The following is a 15,455-nucleotide window of genomic DNA, read 5'->3' on the forward strand; positions in this document are numbered from 1 at the left end:
TTCCAGGGCCTGTTCACGGTGGCGACGCCTCAGACGCGGGCGATGCGGATCGCCGCGCGGGCGGCCGACGCGCCGCAGCTTTCGGAGCCGGAGCCTTCGCCGACGGCGCCGGGCCTGGCCGCCTCGGCCCGGCCGCCGGACGCGCCGCCGCCTTCCTGACGTTCACCGCGGCGGCGTCGATCGTGCCGGCGATGTGCGAGGCGTAGAACTTCTCGATCATCTCCACGCTGGTGCGGCAGTTCTTCGCGATCTGGTAGATGTCGGCGCCTTCCATCAGCCGCAGGCAGATGTAGGTGTGCCGCAGGCTGTAGGCGGTCCGGACATTGCCCTCCCGGTCGTGCTTGAGATCGAGCTCCGCCAGGACGGCGTTGAAGAGCTGCCGCTGCACCTTTCCGAAGATCAGGTCGGCCTGGGCCGGCGCGCCGCGCTTGGCCAGCCGCTCGAAGGGCAGCACCGCGCCCGGCATGCTCTTGCAGAAGCCGACCCCACGCTTCCCCCGCACCTCGATCTGCAGGATGCGTTCACCGCTGCCGGTATCGGAGATGACGCTGACGTCCCTGAACTGCAGCCGCGAGGCCTCGTCGGGCCTGAGGCCGGTGTTCGCCATGAACAGAACGTAGTCGTGCAGCTTCTCCGATTGCGCCCGCCAGCGTTCTTTCCTGGGCGTCCGGGCCCGCTCCCGCGTGGCCTCGTAAAGCCGCTTGTATTCCTCGGGCGAGAACCAGGCCCGGTGCGAGATCTTGCCGGACTGGCGGTAGGGGGCGCTCATGTCCGGCAAGGCATGGATCCAGCCCTGCCGGTTCGCCCACTTCAGGATCTGCCGAAGCGTCACCAACTCCTGGTGCAGGGTGCTCTTGGCCGGCGGCCGCCACGCCTTGGCCGCGTCGCCGTCCGGCGGGGTCATGCGGCTGACGCGGTAGGCCTGGATGCGGCCCGCGGTCATGCGGTGCAGCGGCGCCCTTCCGAAGAAGGGCTCCAGCCGCAGGCGCACGTGTCGGGCCTTGCCCTCCACATAGACGGCGTTGCGCTCGCCGAAGGTCAGGACCTGGTACTCGGCGAGGAATCCCTCGGCGGCCTCCTTGAAGGTGTGGCTCCGCCCACGCGGGGCCGGCAGGCGTGCTTGGCGCAAGCGAGCTTCCTCGGCGGCGACGATCTCGCCGCCGCGACTGCGGACCCGATGCTCCGTGTAGACGTCCATGTACCAGTCGCGGGCGAAGTCCATGGCCGCCGCGAGGTTCTCCTCTCGGGTGGACTGGCGATGGTTGCGGCTGCCGAGGTAGGTCGAGCACTGCCAGTACCGGCTGTTGGCCCGCCGGTAGACATGGACCTTCCCGTCCAGGAGCGTGTGTTGCTCCTCATCGGCCATTGCGCGCCTCCTGCTGGTCGCGCGCCCCCTGCCCAGTCCCATCATCGCCTGATGGGTGCGTTCGGCAAGAGGTAAACCGCCAGGGTTGCAAGCGCTCCGCAGAACGGCCTTGATCCTCCAGTGGCTAGAGCATGCACGCTCGCCGCGGATTGGGAGGCGGCGAGATGGCGAACCTGAAGACGACGGCGCGGCGGGAAGCCTACGAACGCGAGGCCGCGGCCGCGCGCGTGGGATACGCACGGGGCGACCTGCGCGAGGCGTTCCGCCTGGCTGAGCGCGCGCACATCCTGGGCCAGCCGTGGTTCGACGCCCACAGCTGGACGCACTGGCTGATGCTGAAGATCGGCTGGCGCCGCCGCGACGCACGCGAGGTGCTGGGCCAGGTGTTGCGCCTTTCGACCGGCGGGCTGCTGTCGCTGCTGGGATGGCTGCCGCACGGCAACACCGGCGGCGCCGACGTGCCGCCCAAGAAGCCGATGCCGATCCCGGATGACCTGCGCCCCTACTGCGAAGCGCCCGGCGCGCGCTGAGCGCGCCGGGCCTCGCCTCAGGCGGCGACGGCGTTCGCCGGCTGACGGGCGTGCAGGAAGTCGCACGCGCGCTGGGCGTGGGCCGCGGCGGTGAAGACGAACCGCCGGTCGCCTTCAAGCACCTGCAGCCAGCTGTCGATGTAGCTGGCGTGGTCCTCGCGCGGGGTGAGCTCCAGGCCGAGGTCCGCGCAGAGGAAGGCGGCGCCCAGTTCGGCCACCAGCTCCTCCCGCGCGTAGCCCTCGTCGCCCCAGCGCTTGCGGCCGAAGTCGCGGTCGAGGCGGCTCGGGTGGCGGGTCCAGTGCGTGCACTCGTGGGCGAGCGTCGCGTAGTAGGCCTCCGGGTCCACGAAGGTCTCGAACGGCGGGCACTGCACGTAGTCTGGACCAATGGCGTAGTAGGCTTGGCCGCCGCCGTGGCGGATGTCGGCGCCCACGGCCCGGAAGAAGGCCTCGGCATGCTCGACCCGCTGCTGCGGCTCCGGCTGCGGTGCGGCCGGGGCGTGGAAATGCGCCGGCAGGCCCTCGATCTGTTCGACGTTGAACACGGTGTAGGCCTTCAGGAAGGGGATCTCGCGTTCGACATCCTGGCCGTCGTCGCCGGCTTCGGTGCGCTTGACCCGGTTGGCGTAGACGACAGTCGCGCCGTGCTCGCCCTTGCGGATGTGGGCGCCGAGCGCCAGCGCCTGGCGGAAGGTCATCCAGATCGGCGCGGCGTAGCCGTGGGCCACGGCTTCGGCCCAGAGCAGGACCACGTTGATACCGCTGTAGGGCTCGCCGGAGTGGCGGAGCGGGCGGCTGATGCGGCCGGCGAGGTGCTCGGCGGACCAGGGCTTGGTCCAGGGGCGGACGCCACGCTTCAGGTCCTCGACGATGGCTTGGGTGACGCGGCTGTAGAGGTCGGGGCGAGTGTGTTTGGGCGCGCGCGACATGGCGGCCTCCTTGAACTTGGATGATGGGGATGGGGCGCCGCCCCGCCGTGCGGGGCGGCGGCTCGGGGCGGTCAGTCGGCGCTGCGGCTGCGGGACCAGATCAGGCTGTAGCCGTCCTCGGCGTCGACCAGGCTGGCGTAGATCGGCGCCGGGAAGCTGGGGTCGTCGAGCTTGACCGAGAGGTAGTCGCGGTTCTCCCGAGAGGTCTTCTTCCAGGCGGCGCCGAATTCGGTCTGGCCGGAGAAGATGCGGAAGTCCGGGGCCTTCTCGTTGTCCTTGTCGGCCGCCCGGAACTGGGCCTGCTTGACGTTGAGGGTGAGGGTCTTGATGGCCCCGCTGTAGGAGCCGTCGGCTTGCTTGTGGAAGGCGCCGATGGTGGCCATGGGAAGTCTCCGTTTCGCTGGCGAGCCGCGCCCATCGCGGTCTCGATGGCGATCGGTCGGGCGGAGCCAGGCCGGACCTTCACCCTGCCGGGTCCCCACGCGCCCGCGCGTGGGGTGGCGAAGGGCCGGAGCGCAGCGGAGGGCGCCCGACCCAGAGGCTTTCTTGCCTCGCGAGGAATGAGGCGAACGCCTCAGGGGAAGAAAGCCGGCGGGTCGGCGTTGAAGGTCCGGATCGGCTTCGCCCAGATCAGCCAGCGAGAGAGACCGCGTCCGGCCGGGACTCGCGCGACGAAGACGTATGGCCGCCGGGGCCGCCAAGCATCGGCCTCACGGAACGGGCTCAAGTCCCTCGTTCGAGCCGGAACGAACCGCAGGTTGACGAAGTTGACGAGATTGCCCACCTTGACATCCCGGGAGCTCGCCATGACCCACGCCGTCACCAAGAAGACCGGAACGCCAGCCGGGGTCGCTCAGCGTAGCGCTGCGACCGGTGGCTTCGGCGGTGCTGCGCCCGCCTCCGCCCAGGCGGACCCGGAAAGCCCAGCCCTCGCCGCTCTGCTGCAGCAGGTGGAGCGCGCCGTTCGCGCCGCCTACAGCACGGGCCGGCCGACCCAGCTCACCGTCCGGCTGCAAGGTCCCTCATCCCAGGTGGACATCGACGTCGAGCCGCTGTCGGCGGACGCGCTCCCCGCCGACATCGAAGCAGAACAGGCGCTGCTGGGGGCCCTGCTGTACGACAATGACGGGTTCGAGCACCTGGGCCCCGCCCTCACCGCGGTGGACTTCTACGAGCCGTTCCACCAGCGGCTGTTCGCCGCCATGGAAGACGCCTGGCGCAGCGGGAAGCTCGCCGAGCCGATCCTGATGGCGGAGCAGTTCTCGAACGACGCGGCGTTCAGAGAGCTAGGCGGCGTCCGCTACCTGGCCGACCTGGTGGATCGCGCGCCATCCACGACAGACGTGCCGACGTTCGCCGCGCGGATCGGCGGGCTTGCCCTGCGTCGACGCCCCCCGGCGGAGGATGAGCTCGAAGCCGCCCTCCGCGACGCGCGCGCCCGCGGCGAGGCCCGTGCGGCCGAGGTCCTCGCCGCGCCTGACATGCTGGGCGCCGACGACTTCGCCGGGCTGATCGGCGCCACGCGCGAGACCGTGCGCCAGAAGCTCAAGCGCCGGGAGATCCTGGGGCTGCAGGGCGCGAAGCGCGGCGTCCGCTACCCGGCTTGGCAGGTGACCCGGGACGGCGGCCTGCTACCGGGCCTGCCGACGGTGTTCGAGCTGCTGGGCGACAGCCCCTGGGCGGTGTTCCGCTTCCTGACGCAGCCGTCGCCGGCTCTGGAAGGCGAGGCGCCGAAGGATAAGCTCCGCAGGGGCAAGGTCGCAGAGGTCCTGGACCTAGCTGAGAGCCAGGCGCGCGGAGATTTCGGCTGAGTGGCGACCGAACCGCCGGAGGGATTTCGCACCCGCTCGCTCGTCCTGCACGACGAGCCGGCCGGCGCGAAATGGCTGCGGCTCTATCGCCGGACCTTTCCCGATCCCTTGGGGTTCGGAAGGTCGGCGAAAAGCCGGTTCAGCCCGCCGCCTGAGGCCGCCGACCGATACGGCGTCGTCTATCTCGGCTCATCGGTGAATGTGACGGTCGCCGAGACCCTGGTGCGGGATCGCGGCGACGGCCGGCTTGGCGACCTCCCGATCGAACTTGCCGAGTTCGAGGCCTGGGCTTGCGCGGAGATCGAGGTGGTGACGCCGCTGCGGCTGGCGGACCTGCGCGGCGACGGGCCGCTGCGCATGGGCATCCCGTCGGACGTGGCGCATGCGGCGGACTGGCGGCTGGGCCAGCTCTGGTCTGCGGCGCTCCACGCGCATGACCTCCAGCCCGATGGGCTGATCTACCTGTCCCGGTTCACTGGCGAGCCGAACCTCGCGGTCTTCGAGCGGGCGCTGCCCAAGCTCGCTGCCACACGAATTGGAGCCCTGCTGGACCGGAGGGCGCAGCTTGCGGCGACGCTACGGCGCCTGGGCGTCGCGATCTTCTGACCGCCGCCCGGCGGCCGTTGGTCCGCCAACAACCGCCGCATGTCTGTCGCCCGGCAATGGCCGCGCTGAAACCGTGGACAGAGGACCACGGTTCGAGGTTCCATAGGATTGGGTCGACAAGACGACGTTCGGGAAGATGCCGGATCGGGACATCAATCGCCGCAGGGCGGAGGAGCTGCTGCGTCAGGCAGCCGAGACACAGAACCTCGCGGAACGGAGCCGGCTGATCGGCGAAGCCACCATGTTCCACATGCGCGCCGTGGAAGCCGAGGTTAGGAAGCTCGAAGGCGATCTTCACGCAACTCGAACTCCAGAGGAAGATTAGGCAGAGGGAAGCCCGCGCAGGCGGACCCGCGCGGGCGAGTTGGCCGAGCAGGAGCGCCTACTCGGCGGCCATCGCCGGCGAGTCCACCGGCGCCTCCGGCGTCTCGGCCTTCGTCGTGCGCAGCAGCGGCGGCAGCCATCCGGTCCCCGAAAGCAGGACTTCGGCCGTCTCCACCATCTCGGTCTTCTTCTGGTCGCTGATCCGCTCCGCGACCTCCGCCCCCCGCGCCTCGGCGACGGCCTCCAGGATGCGCGCCTTGGTCACGCGGCCAAGGTAGCGCTCGGCGGTCGGCGCCCACGTGGTGGTCATGTCGAGCCCCGCGGCGCGCGCCAGCCGCTCGACGTGGTCCCAGGCCGCCGGCTTGCGGTCGAGCGGATTGCGCACGGCGCTGATCCCGAGGCTCACGCAATGGGCCAGCAGGTCCATCAGCTCGCCCGCCCCGAAGCCCGACACGGCGTCCCACGCCTTCGAGGGCTCGCGCGGCAGGCGCGCCGCCCAGGCCTCGTGCCGTTCGGCGATCCGTCGTCCAGCTGGGCTGTCGCTGACGCCCGGCGCATGGCCGTCGAGGTAGGCGCTGACCAGCTTCACCTCCACGCACGACGCCTGCTCGCAAGGCGGATAGAAGGCCTTGAGCGCCAGGGCGTGCACCAGGGCGGTCAGCGCCAGGGTGGGGTCGGTCGCCACGGCGTCGCGCAGGCCGACGGTCCGGTAGGCGGTCAGGTCCAGCAACAGCCGTTCCGACAAGGGCGCGCCCGCATCCTCCTCGGGCTCGGCCTCCTTCGGCGCGGTTCCATCGCTGTCACCATCCGGTTCCGTCTCGCCTTGGGCATTGTCTTCGGCTTCGGCCTCCGCCACCGGCAGTTCGTCCTCGGGCCGGATCAGCCCTCGCTCGATGCGGGCCTGCCCGTCATGGCCGAGGATCACGAACACGCCGCCGCGCGCCACCTCGTCGGGATCGTAAGCCGGCCCGTCGCCGAAGGCGTCCAGGGCGGCATCAATCTCCTTGAAGCGGGCCTCCACTTCGGGCGGCAGCTCCTCCACCGCGTCCCACTGGCTCACCAGGGCGTCGTATTCCTCGGAGAGAGCGTCGATCTGCGCCTTGTCCGGCTCCGAGCGCTCCACCGGGTGCGGGTAGACCCGCCGCATCCCGTGGCCGTGCGGGTAGTCGAGCGAGGCCGCCGCCCACTTCCAGCCCTCCTGCGCCTGGACCTCCGAGGCGATGGCGTCCAGCTTCTCAGTCACCAGCCGGTCGAGCAGCGGCACGTCCTCGAACCAGCCGCCGCCGTCCTCGGTGAAGAGGTCGCGCAGGATGGTCCCCCCGGCCTCGCCGTAAGCCTCGGCCCCCACGAAGATCGCCCGCCGGTCGCTGGCCGGGACCTTGGCTTCGGTCATGGCGCGGCGGATCACCCCCGGCGAGCGATTGAAGGTGAGCTGGTCATAGACCTGCTCCTGCCGCCCATGATCCTCGCTGACCGCGAAGGCCATCAGCTGATCGAGCGCCAGCCCGCCCTCGCGGTAGATCGCCATCAGCTTGGGCGAGACCGCGCCGAGCCGCAGACGCTGGCGCACCACCTGGGCCGAGACGCCGAAGCGCGCCCCGATGTCCTCGGCGCCAAGACCGCGTTCTGCCGCCAGCCGCCGGAAAGCTTCGAACTGGTCCGCCGGGTGCATCTCGGTGCGGGTGACGTTCTCGTCCAGGCTGATCTCGTGGGCGTCGTTGGTCGTGTCGACCACACAGCGGACGGGCTCGCTCTTGCGGACCTCCTTGCGCTTGAGGCGGAGCAGCATGGCGAGGCGGCGGCCCTCGCCGATGGTCACCAGCCAGAAGCCGGTGGGCGCGCCGTCCTCACCCACTTCCGGCTCCACCACCGGCGCCTGCAGCATGCCCTTGGCGGCAATGGACGCGGCCAGGGCCGCGATGGCCGCTTCGCCGTGCGGGGTCTTGCGGGCGTTCTTCGGCGACTTCTTGAGCTTGTTGAGGGGCACTTCGATCACAGCGCCGGACTCGATCACGGTCTGGACGGTCATAAGGTCCTCCTTGGGCCTGGGTTGCAGGCGCACGCCGCGCCTGCAGCCCTGCCCGTCGGCGAGACCGGGTGTGCAAGCGGAGGGGCGGCTTCGCGGGGAACCGGCTGCAGGGTCCTGGAGGCCCGTCAGCCTGTGGCGCCCGGCGGAGGGGACCGAAGCTGGGCGGAAGCCGCTCCGAAGCGCGCCGAGGGCGGAGCCCTAAGCGGGCGCCGGGCCAAAGGCGCGGCGATGGGAACTATGACGAGGCGACAGCATCCGCTTCAAGCAGGTCGAGAACCGGACATGCGGGCGCATCGGCTTGTCCGTCGCACTTGCGGATGGTGTCACTGAGAATGGTCTCCAGCCGGCGAAGATCAGCGATCTTTGCGCGGACCTCGTCCAGGTGCATCGCGGCGAGCTTCTTGACGTCACCGCACGCGCGTCGCCCAGGCTGGGCCAGGTCCAGCAGCGCACGAATCTCATCCAGGGAAAACCCAAGCTGTCGGCCCCGCCGGACAAAGACGAGGCGTCGCAGATGGTGATCCTCGTACACGCGGTGGCCCGCCGCGGTGCGGTCCGGCGCCGGCATCAGGCCGATTCGCTCATAGTAACGGACGGTCTCGAGATTGACGCCGCTGGCGGTCGCCAACCCCCCGATCGTGAGGCCTCGGGAAGCGCGCATGTGATTAAGCCTTGACCCTGTAGTCGCTACGGGTGGGAGAGGTAGCAACGGTTAGAGGGAAGCGCGAGCGTGACAATCCAGGCGACAGCATCATCCGCGCGCAAAGACGCGGCTCTTAGTTGGTCAGCTGTTTGCGCCGCGTGCTTGGCGGTATTCGCCTGGGCCGCGTGCTGTGTGCTGCCAATGGCGCTCGCGGCCGCAGGCCTGGGCCTAACCGGGGCAGCCTTCGTCGCCGGCCAACGCCTGTGGCTGACCATCGGCGCAGCCCTGGTCCTGGGCGCTGGCTGGTGGCGCATCGGACGCCGGGCGCGGGCGTGCAAGATCGCTGGGGGCTGTGCGCCGCCTTCTCAGCTGTCCGTGATCCTGCTTTCACTCGCGACAGCGCTGCTGGTGCTGGCGATCCTTTGGCAGCCGTTCGTAGAGCCAAAGGCCCTGATGATCCTGAGGACCTTACGCGCATGAACGCGATGACCTTTGAGCTACGCTCCACGCTGACCTGCCCCGAGTGCGGTGGGCGGACAACGGAGACCATGCCGACGGACGCCTGCCAGTATTTCTATGACTGCCCGTGTTGCAGCGCAGTTCTGAAGCCGAACGCCGGCGATTGTTGCGTCTATTGCTCGTACGCCGACGTTCCGTGCCCGCCGGTCCAAGAAGCTCGCGCGAACGGCGGAGCACCGTCGTGCTGCAGCGCCGCCAGCGGCTGAAACGTTACGCGCCGGCGACCGCTTAGCAAGGATGCGGCCGCAAGGAGCCTGCGCGCGGCGGAGCCGGCGCTGCATGGCGGGACGCTGCCGCGAGCGGCGGGCGGCGCGACGCGCCCGAAGGGTCGCTCCCGCAGGAGCCGCGCCCGGCGCGGCGGGACCGCGAGCGACCGCCCGGCGCTCTCCCTAACGCTGCGAGAGCGTCAGCTTCCCAGGGTGCGGACGGGCCTCGTGCGGCGCTGATGCACGTCGGGCGAGGGTGCGCGTTCGAGCACCTGGTCCGGAGCCGGGTCCCGGCGCGCCGCCAGCCAGGCTTGGACCTCGTCGAAGCTCCAGGCGACGCAACGGGGCGTGAGGTTGAAGCGACGGGGGAACTCGCCGCGGCGCTCCATCTCATAGATCGTCGTGTCGCTCAGCGGCACGAGCCTCCGCAGCTCCGCACGTCGGATGCAGCGGGTGATGACAGGGTTGGGCATGAGCGCGCTCCGCAAGTTTCGAAGGACTGACAAAGTCACCTTCTTGCGAGTCGACCTGAGGGAGGAGCGGCCCCACAGGGCTGGGGAGCGGGGGCGTTGCGGGGGCGCTCCCCCGCTGGAAGGGGTCGGACGAGACCGTCAGGGCTCGACCGCAGGGGAAGGCTTTCCCCTCTGAACTTTAGGCTACGCTCGCTTCAGGCGGACACCTGGCCCGCCAGCTTGATCAGCGGCGATGAACACCACCCCCGCTCCTTCAAGCGCCTGCTGCACGGCGTGAACGTTCGCAGCTGTGCTCCGCCCAGGCCCAACCTCACCTTCCATGCGTCGGATGGTCTGCAGGGAGACACCTGCGGCCGCGGCAAGTTGGGATCCACTCCACCCAAGAAGGGACCGCGCCGCTCGAATTTGCGCGGCGGTCACCACGACAAGGTACTTTTTGATACTTTCATGGTGCTTTTAGATTGATCTGGAAGCGTCATCTGTGGCACTAAAAGTCTAATACACCGGAGAAGCTTAATCATGGGCTCACGTCAATCGGCGGCGGGCGAGCGCGCCCGGCTGCCTGCGCTCTCCCGACGAGCCGTCCTGGTCGGGACCTCGGCGGCGGCCACCGCGCCTCAGGCTGGCGTGGCCCATCCGCTCCCGTCCGTCACAGCGCCCGGGACCGCCACGGGCCTCTACCGGCGCTGGGTCCATCTGGATCGAGAGATCGAGCGCCTGCTCCTGCGCTGGGGCGACATCGAGGGTTGGCTGTTCGAGACGCACAACTGGCACCGGCTGAGCGAAGCGGAGCAGGCGGCTTTGCCTGCGGGGCAGGCGCTGCGGGACGTGGACGCGCAGCTGAAGCGGCTGTGCGCGGAGCGGGACGGCTTGCTCGACAAACTTCCCCGGTCCGGCGCCGACACGCTCGAGACCGTCGCCGCGCGGCTGGCGGTCGTCGAGCGGCTCCTCTACCGCGACGACCATCCCGAAGCGTACGACATGATCCTCGGCTCCCGACGCGATCTCACGACGCTCGCGGCCCGTTCCGGGGAGCGCCCTTGATCATGGGCTCAGGACGTCCTCCCGTCGCACACCCGGCGCGCTTGGCAGCGGTCTCCCGCCGGACCCTGCTCGCCGGCGCCTCCGCCGCAGCCGCCGCGCGCCCCGTCGGCGCCGCGCCTCTGCAACTGCCGGCGGGCTCCTCGTCTCCGGACCCCACGAAGCCCTACCGGGCCTTGCTCCACCTCGACGCCAGGATCTCCCGGCTACGGCGCCGGTGGGCGCGGCTCGAAGCCTATATCGAAGACCAGCCCTCCCAGCCGGGAAGAATGCTGGCAGGCGCGCAGGAGCTCCGTGACATCGATGGTATGCTGGAGCTCCTCCTGGAGCAGCGCGCCGCGCTGCTGGAGGCCCTGCCCAAGCAGGGCGCGACAAGCCTGGAGGAGGTGATCGCCCGGCTCGCGGTCGCCGAGCAGCTGATCTGGACCGACGACCACCTGCAGGCCCAGGCGATGATCGCTGGCTCGCGCCGGGACCTCACCGCACTCTTGGGCGAGCGTCGCCCGCCGGCACGCTAGTCCGATGGAGACCCGCTTGGAGGACGCGCTCGCCTATCTGCTGGACCTGCGGCTGCGCTGCCGGGGAAACCCCGAGGCCATAGCGCTGGTCGACCGTTGCCTTGCGCTGCTGGCGCGCGCGGAGCGCGCGGACGCCGCCGAGCTGCCGCAGCTGGAGGCGGAGATCGAGGCCATCCGCCTAGAGCTCGCCGAACGCTTCGGACCGCCCGGCGAGTTCGTGCGGCACTGACCTGCGCCAACGATCAACCATGCTGAGCGAAGACCCAGGTCTTGCCGCCTGAAAGCAATAAGAGCGTGGCGTAGGCTTCGCTGCGTCCATCGTCCCGCACTGAGACGTGTTGGAGACTAGGCCGTCTTCATGGAGCTGCTCGGCCGCTGCTTTCAGCTTTGGCCCTACATTGTCGACCTCGTTGGTAAAGCCTTCGCCAAAGATCGAAAGGACCCCGGAAGCCCCGAACACCTCCGCATAACTTTCCCATCACGGGAGAGTCTGCCGCCGTACTTGGTTCCTGCTCTTGTAAATCCGGAACGCTGGCTGCGCTGTAGGCGTTGCCGCGACGGGAACAAAGGGAACGCCCATGCTGACGAACAATGGACTTGCACCACCCTGGCTCATGACGGGCGCAGCGATCGCCATCCTGGGTCTCGCCGGGTGCAACAAGAACAACGAGAGCACCGAGGCGCCGGCCGCGACCCCGCCAGAGTCGGCGGCCTCACCCGCGAGCGCCAATGCGGCGATCCCGGCCAGCGGGCCCGCGGCGGTCTTCATGCCGATCGAGTCGGACATGAAGCAGAAGATGGCTGCAGCGGTCGGGTCCACCGTCGAAAGCACCTGGGCGATGAAGATGATGGCTCACCACCAGGGCGGTATCGACATGTCGCGGGCGCTGCTCAACCAGTCCCCCAACGGGGCGATGCACGACATGGCCCAGAAGACCATGGACATGCAGACCAAGGACCGCGCCGAGCTCGACAAATGGGTTCAGGCGCACGCCGGCGGGCAGGGCGGCCAAGCCAATCCGTTCGCCGAGATGGAAGCGACCATGAGCCAGAAGATGATGGCGGCGACCGGCGCCGACGCGGACCAGACCTGGGCGCGTAAGATGATCGAACACCACCAGGGCAGCATCGACATGTCGAAGCGGGTCCTGCAGGACGCGAAGGACCCTGAGATCCGGCGGATGGCGCAGAAGACCATCGACATGCAGACGAAAGAGATCGCCGAACTGCAGTCGAAGCTCGGCGGCTGATCCCACCTGCCGCCGGCAAGCCACCGCCGGCGGCAGGCCCGATCATGAGGGGTTCATGTGCCGGGTGCGTATATCCCTTTGAATACTTCAGTCGGGATATCCACCATGATCCGTCATCACCTCGGTGTCGCGGTCGCTGCGGCGACCCTTCTCGTGGCCTCGCAAGCCGCCGCCCATGCGAAACTCGTGTCGTCGAACCCGGCCGCCAACGCCACGGTCGCCGCGCCGAAGATCATCACCCTGACGTTCAGCGAGAAGCTGGTGCCGGCCTTCTCCAAGTTCGAGGTGGTCATGCCCGAGCACGGTGGAATGAAGGTCGCTGTGAAGACCACCGTCTCCAAGGACGGCAAGAGCCTCACGGGCGCGCCCACGGCGGCGCTGAGCGCCGGCGCCTACAAGGTTGTCTGGACGGCGGCGACGGCGGACGGCCACAAGATGTCCGGCGAAGTCGCCTTCAAGGTTGGCTGATCGTGCTTGAGCCTGCGGTCATCGTCCTCAGGCTGGCGCAATATCTGGGAGCGATGGTCCTGATGGGATCATCGCTCTTTTTCGTCTACGCACTGCCGGGGCGAGGAGATGGATCCGCGGCCGAGGCGCCATGGGCCAGCCGACTTCTCGCTTGCGCCGGAACGCTCCTGGCTGCGACGGCTCTGTTGTCGATCCTCGGGCAGGCCAGCATCCTCAGTGGCTCCTTTTCCGAAGGGTTGAAGCCCGAGACCCTGAGCGCCGTCGCCACCGGCATGGATCTCGGCAAGGCGGCCATAATCCGCGCCGCGGCTGCGGGGCTGGCGGTGCTGCTGATCCTCGTGCTCAAGCCCTCTCGCACCACCTGGATCGTGGCGGCCACGCTTGGCGCGATCGCAACAGCAAGCTTGGCCTGGATGGGTCACGGCGCGGCCACAGAGGGGGTCGGCGCGTCCCTTCATCTCGTCTCTGACATCCTCCACGCCTGGGCTGCGGCGGTGTGGATCGGCGCGCTCGTCGCCTTTCTGCTGTTGCTTCGTACGCCCACCCCAACTCCAGCAGCGACGGGGGCCCTCCACCGCGCTCTACACGGCTTCTCCGGGGTCGGCACAGCTGTCGTGGCCGTGCTCCTCGCCACCGGTGCGATCAACGGCTGGTTCCTGGTCGGGCTCGATCATCTCAACGGCCTCTGGACCACGGCCTACGGCCGGCTCCTGTCGCTCAAGCTGGTCCTGTTTGTGGTCATGTTCGGGCTTGCGGCGGCAAACCGCTTCCAGCTGACGCCAGCGCTCGGACGCGGCCTCGGCGCTCAAGACAGCGAGGGTGCGGCCCTCGCCCACTTGCGTCGAAGCGTCATCCTCGAAACCGCGCTGGGCTTCGGTGTGCTGGCGCTGGTCGCATGGTTCGGCACGCTCGCGCCGCCAGGGGCCATGTGAGGACGTGAACCGAGTTGCCCGGCGCCGAGCGGCTGACAGGCGGGCGCTATGTTGACACGAGATCCACCGCGCCGCGGCTGCCCGCTACGGCCTGAACATCGCCGATGTCCAGGAAATCGTCTCCGGCGCAATCGGCGGTGAGACCATCGGCGAAACGGTGGAGGGCGTGGCGCGCTATCCGATCAGCCTCCGCTACCCGCGTGAGCTGCGCGACAGCCTTGAGGGGCTGCGAGGGCTGCCGATCCTGACGCCCACGGGCCAACAGATCACGCTCGGCACGCTGGCGGCCATCACGATCGCAGACGGCCCACCGATGGTGAAGACGGAGAACGCCCGCCCCTCCACGTGGGTCTATGTGGACGTCCGGGGCCGCGACCTAAGTTCGGTGATCGGCGACCTTCGCCAGACGCTCAGCGAGGACGTACAGCTGCCATCGGGTGTCTCGATCGCCTACTCGGGGCAGTTTGAGTACCTCGAACGGGCGGCCGAGCGGCTGAAGCTCGTCGTGCCCGCGACGCTCGCGATCATCTTCCTTCTGCTCTACGTCACCTTCCGTCGTTTGGACGAGGCGGCGCTCATAATGCTCACCTTGCCCTTCGCCCTCACCGGCGAGTTCTGGGCGCTCTACCTCCTTGGCTATGACCAGTCGGTGGCGACTGGGGTGGGCTTCATCGCCCTCGCCGGGGTCGCCGCGGAGTTCGGGGTCGTGATGCTCATCTACCTGAAGCACGCCCTTGCCGAGCGCGGGCCCGAACCGGGCCCCGGTGACGTCGAGGACGCCATTCGGGAAGGGGCGCTGCTGCGCGTACGTCCGAAAGCCATGGCGATGGCGGTGATCCTGGCGGGGCTCACGCCTGTGCTGATCGGCCATGGCGCCGGCTCGGAGGTGATGAGCCGGATCGCGGCGCCGATGATCGGGGGCATGCTGACGGCTCCCCTGCTCTCCATGCTTGTCATCCCAGCGGGGTACCTCCTGTTGCGCCGCCGGCGCCACCGCGCGCCCCGCGAGATTCCTGAGCGGCGCCGCTGTACTGCATCGCGGCGTCGGCGCGGAGCATCGTGGCCGCGCGGGATCAGGTCTCGGTAGATCCTCTCTTCGGGGCGAAGCGCGCGACGAGGTCGTAGGCCTCCCCCGGGAAGATGAGCCGAACATGGGTGATGCGGTCCGCGCCTCGCCAGGTGCGGCGCTCCAGCAAGAGGCAGGCGGTCATCAGCTTGATGCCGAGCGCCGCCGCCACCGCCTTCGGCACGTTCGCCGCGCTGATCCGATGCTCGGCCTCCGTCCAGGGCACATGGCTCAGCAGCCAGCTGCCCGGCGCGGTGGCGGCGAAGTCGGCTTCGGCGGCCTGCGGCACTGTCTCGAGGTTGATCAGCCGCTCCTCCAGCGCGAAGGGCCGCCCGCCGGCCCGGTGAAGGCTTTTGAGGACGAGGACTTCGGCCGAACGCTCGAGGCCGAGCTCCTCCATCTCGCGAGCCGTGGCGGGTCGAACGCGTCGGGACAGGAGCTCATAGTCGTAAGCCTCGCCGCGCCCGCTCACCTCGGCCGGGATGTCCGGGATGTCGAGCACGGCGGAGTGAATCCTGGGCCGCGCCACGAACGTCCCGAACTTGCGACGTCGCTCAATGAGCCCGGCCTCGGCAAGCGGCGCGAGCGCCTTGTTCACCGTCATGCGTGAACAGCCGTACTCCACCATGAGTTCGTGCTCGTAAGGAATGCGGTGCCCCGGGGGCCATGCCCCCGACAAGATGCGCTCGGATATGTCCGAGCGGATCCGCTTGTGAAGCGTCAGGGCAGCGGCAGCACTCATGG

General features: G+C 69.2%; 19 protein-coding genes and 1 pseudogene. 12 read left to right on the forward strand and 8 right to left on the reverse strand.

Annotated features, from left to right (window positions below; translation table 11 throughout):
- Positions 1 to 13 precede the first annotated feature (13 nt).
- Entirely contained in the window at positions 14 to 1,366 is a 1,353-nt protein-coding gene (locus tag H2041_RS06725; RefSeq protein ID WP_257835816.1) for a site-specific integrase, read from the reverse strand.
- Positions 1,367 to 1,530: 164 nt separating this feature from the next.
- Here H2041_RS06725 and H2041_RS06730 point away from each other — a divergent pair, with 164 nt between their 5' ends.
- Positions 1,531 to 1,896 (forward strand): DUF3703 domain-containing protein, encoded by a 366-nt coding sequence (locus H2041_RS06730; protein ID WP_293383834.1) that lies wholly within the window; start codon positions 1,531 to 1,533, stop codon positions 1,894 to 1,896.
- Positions 1,897 to 1,913: 17 nt separating this feature from the next.
- On the opposite strand, the gene H2041_RS06735 is transcribed toward H2041_RS06730, so the two are convergent.
- Both H2041_RS06735 and H2041_RS06740 read right to left on the reverse strand, forming a co-directional pair.
- On the reverse strand, positions 1,914 to 2,825 hold the full coding sequence (locus H2041_RS06735) for a zincin-like metallopeptidase domain-containing protein (RefSeq protein ID WP_257835817.1): 912 nt from the start codon (positions 2,823 to 2,825) through the stop codon (positions 1,914 to 1,916).
- Between the two features lie 71 nt (positions 2,826 to 2,896).
- A complete protein-coding gene (locus H2041_RS06740) occupies positions 2,897 to 3,208 on the reverse strand; it encodes a DUF736 domain-containing protein (RefSeq protein ID WP_257835818.1) in 312 nt (103 codons plus the stop codon).
- Positions 3,209 to 3,631: 423 nt separating this feature from the next.
- On the opposite strand from H2041_RS06740, the gene H2041_RS06745 reads away from it, so the two are divergent.
- Both H2041_RS06745 and H2041_RS06750 read left to right on the forward strand, forming a co-directional pair.
- Positions 3,632 to 4,636, forward strand: coding sequence for a DnaB-like helicase N-terminal domain-containing protein (locus H2041_RS06745; protein ID WP_257835819.1), 1,005 nt, complete (start codon positions 3,632 to 3,634; stop codon positions 4,634 to 4,636).
- Positions 4,637 to 5,242 (forward strand): RES family NAD+ phosphorylase, encoded by a 606-nt coding sequence (locus H2041_RS06750; protein ID WP_257835820.1) that lies wholly within the window; start codon positions 4,637 to 4,639, stop codon positions 5,240 to 5,242. It abuts the gene before it with no gap.
- Positions 5,243 to 5,624: 382 nt separating this feature from the next.
- On the opposite strand, the gene H2041_RS06755 is transcribed toward H2041_RS06750, so the two are convergent.
- Both H2041_RS06755 and H2041_RS06760 read right to left on the reverse strand, forming a co-directional pair.
- Complete coding sequence (locus tag H2041_RS06755; RefSeq protein ID WP_293383830.1) at positions 5,625 to 7,595, reverse strand: ParB N-terminal domain-containing protein; 1,971 nt, start codon at positions 7,593 to 7,595, stop codon at positions 5,625 to 5,627.
- Positions 7,596 to 7,830: 235 nt separating this feature from the next.
- Entirely contained in the window at positions 7,831 to 8,223 is a 393-nt protein-coding gene (locus H2041_RS06760; protein ID WP_293383827.1) for a helix-turn-helix domain-containing protein, read from the reverse strand.
- A 216-nt stretch (positions 8,224 to 8,439) separates the two neighbouring features.
- On the opposite strand from H2041_RS06760, the gene H2041_RS06765 reads away from it, so the two are divergent.
- Entirely contained in the window at positions 8,440 to 8,718 is a 279-nt protein-coding gene (locus tag H2041_RS06765) for an MFS transporter permease (RefSeq protein ID WP_293410871.1), read from the forward strand.
- Positions 8,715 to 8,963 (forward strand): GDCCVxC domain-containing (seleno)protein, encoded by a 249-nt coding sequence (locus tag H2041_RS06770; protein ID WP_293383824.1) that lies wholly within the window; start codon positions 8,715 to 8,717, stop codon positions 8,961 to 8,963. The genes H2041_RS06765 and H2041_RS06770 overlap by 4 nt, the downstream gene beginning before the upstream one ends.
- A 200-nt stretch (positions 8,964 to 9,163) precedes the next feature.
- On the opposite strand, the gene H2041_RS06775 is transcribed toward H2041_RS06770, so the two are convergent.
- Together H2041_RS06775 and H2041_RS19095 are read right to left on the reverse strand one after the other, a co-directional pair.
- Complete coding sequence (locus tag H2041_RS06775; RefSeq protein ID WP_257835826.1) at positions 9,164 to 9,436, reverse strand: AlpA family transcriptional regulator; 273 nt, start codon at positions 9,434 to 9,436, stop codon at positions 9,164 to 9,166.
- 183 nt (positions 9,437 to 9,619) lie between these two features.
- On the reverse strand, positions 9,620 to 9,859 hold the full coding sequence (locus H2041_RS19095) for a multiprotein-bridging factor 1 family protein (RefSeq protein ID WP_367133058.1): 240 nt from the start codon (positions 9,857 to 9,859) through the stop codon (positions 9,620 to 9,622).
- 96 nt (positions 9,860 to 9,955) lie between these two features.
- Here H2041_RS19095 and H2041_RS06780 point away from each other — a divergent pair, with 96 nt between their 5' ends.
- From H2041_RS06780 to H2041_RS06810, 7 genes and pseudogenes are all read left to right on the forward strand, one after another.
- Entirely contained in the window at positions 9,956 to 10,480 is a 525-nt protein-coding gene (locus H2041_RS06780; RefSeq protein ID WP_257835827.1) for a helicase, read from the forward strand.
- 173 nt (positions 10,481 to 10,653) lie between these two features.
- Positions 10,654 to 10,995, forward strand: coding sequence for a hypothetical protein (locus H2041_RS06785; protein ID WP_257835828.1), 342 nt, complete (start codon positions 10,654 to 10,656; stop codon positions 10,993 to 10,995).
- A gap of 16 nt (positions 10,996 to 11,011) precedes the next feature.
- On the forward strand, positions 11,012 to 11,224 hold the full coding sequence (locus H2041_RS06790) for a hypothetical protein (protein ID WP_257835829.1): 213 nt from the start codon (positions 11,012 to 11,014) through the stop codon (positions 11,222 to 11,224).
- 349 nt (positions 11,225 to 11,573) lie between these two features.
- A complete protein-coding gene (locus tag H2041_RS06795) occupies positions 11,574 to 12,245 on the forward strand; it encodes a DUF305 domain-containing protein (RefSeq protein WP_293395102.1) in 672 nt (223 codons plus the stop codon).
- Between the two features lie 105 nt (positions 12,246 to 12,350).
- Complete coding sequence (copC, locus tag H2041_RS06800) at positions 12,351 to 12,713, forward strand: copper homeostasis periplasmic binding protein CopC (protein WP_257817735.1); 363 nt, start codon at positions 12,351 to 12,353, stop codon at positions 12,711 to 12,713.
- A gap of 2 nt (positions 12,714 to 12,715) precedes the next feature.
- Positions 12,716 to 13,645 carry a copper homeostasis membrane protein CopD gene (gene copD, locus H2041_RS06805; RefSeq protein ID WP_293383815.1) on the forward strand — a complete coding sequence of 310 codons (930 nt, stop codon included), beginning with the start codon at positions 12,716 to 12,718 and terminating at the stop codon, positions 13,643 to 13,645.
- Positions 13,646 to 13,668: 23 nt separating this feature from the next.
- A pseudogene (locus H2041_RS06810) lies at positions 13,669 to 14,636 on the forward strand (efflux RND transporter permease subunit); the annotation flags it as partial.
- Positions 14,637 to 14,718: 82 nt separating this feature from the next.
- Here the strand turns inward: H2041_RS06810 and hutC are convergent.
- A complete protein-coding gene (gene hutC, locus H2041_RS06815; protein ID WP_293383872.1) occupies positions 14,719 to 15,453 on the reverse strand; it encodes a histidine utilization repressor in 735 nt (244 codons plus the stop codon).
- Positions 15,454 to 15,455: the final 2 nt, after the last annotated feature.

The organism is Phenylobacterium sp. (genome assembly GCF_013911965.1).
In the GTDB taxonomy this organism is placed as follows: domain Bacteria; phylum Pseudomonadota; class Alphaproteobacteria; order Caulobacterales; family Caulobacteraceae; genus Phenylobacterium.

Bases quoted from the DNA above. Each gene is read 5' to 3' on its own strand.
- H2041_RS06755 (WP_293383830.1), bottom strand. From the start codon at position 7,595: ATGACCGTCCAGACCGTGATCGAGTCCGGCGCTGTGATCGAAGTGCCC.
- H2041_RS06725 (WP_257835816.1), bottom strand. From the start codon at position 1,366: ATGGCCGATGAGGAGCAACACACGCTCCTGGACGGGAAGGTCCATGTC.
- H2041_RS06770 (WP_293383824.1), top strand. From the start codon at position 8,715: ATGAACGCGATGACCTTTGAGCTACGCTCCACGCTGACCTGCCCCGAG.
- copC (WP_257817735.1), top strand. From the start codon at position 12,351: ATGATCCGTCATCACCTCGGTGTCGCGGTCGCTGCGGCGACCCTTCTC.
- H2041_RS06795 (WP_293395102.1), top strand. From the start codon at position 11,574: ATGCTGACGAACAATGGACTTGCACCACCCTGGCTCATGACGGGCGCA.
- H2041_RS06745 (WP_257835819.1), top strand. From the start codon at position 3,632: ATGACCCACGCCGTCACCAAGAAGACCGGAACGCCAGCCGGGGTCGCT.
- H2041_RS06775 (WP_257835826.1), bottom strand. From the start codon at position 9,436: ATGCCCAACCCTGTCATCACCCGCTGCATCCGACGTGCGGAGCTGCGG.
- H2041_RS06780 (WP_257835827.1), top strand. From the start codon at position 9,956: ATGGGCTCACGTCAATCGGCGGCGGGCGAGCGCGCCCGGCTGCCTGCG.
- H2041_RS06740 (WP_257835818.1), bottom strand. From the start codon at position 3,208: ATGGCCACCATCGGCGCCTTCCACAAGCAAGCCGACGGCTCCTACAGC.
- H2041_RS06765 (WP_293410871.1), top strand. From the start codon at position 8,440: ATGGCGCTCGCGGCCGCAGGCCTGGGCCTAACCGGGGCAGCCTTCGTC.
- H2041_RS06730 (WP_293383834.1), top strand. From the start codon at position 1,531: ATGGCGAACCTGAAGACGACGGCGCGGCGGGAAGCCTACGAACGCGAG.
- H2041_RS06735 (WP_257835817.1), bottom strand. From the start codon at position 2,825: ATGTCGCGCGCGCCCAAACACACTCGCCCCGACCTCTACAGCCGCGTC.
- hutC (WP_293383872.1), bottom strand. From the start codon at position 15,453: ATGAGTGCTGCCGCTGCCCTGACGCTTCACAAGCGGATCCGCTCGGAC.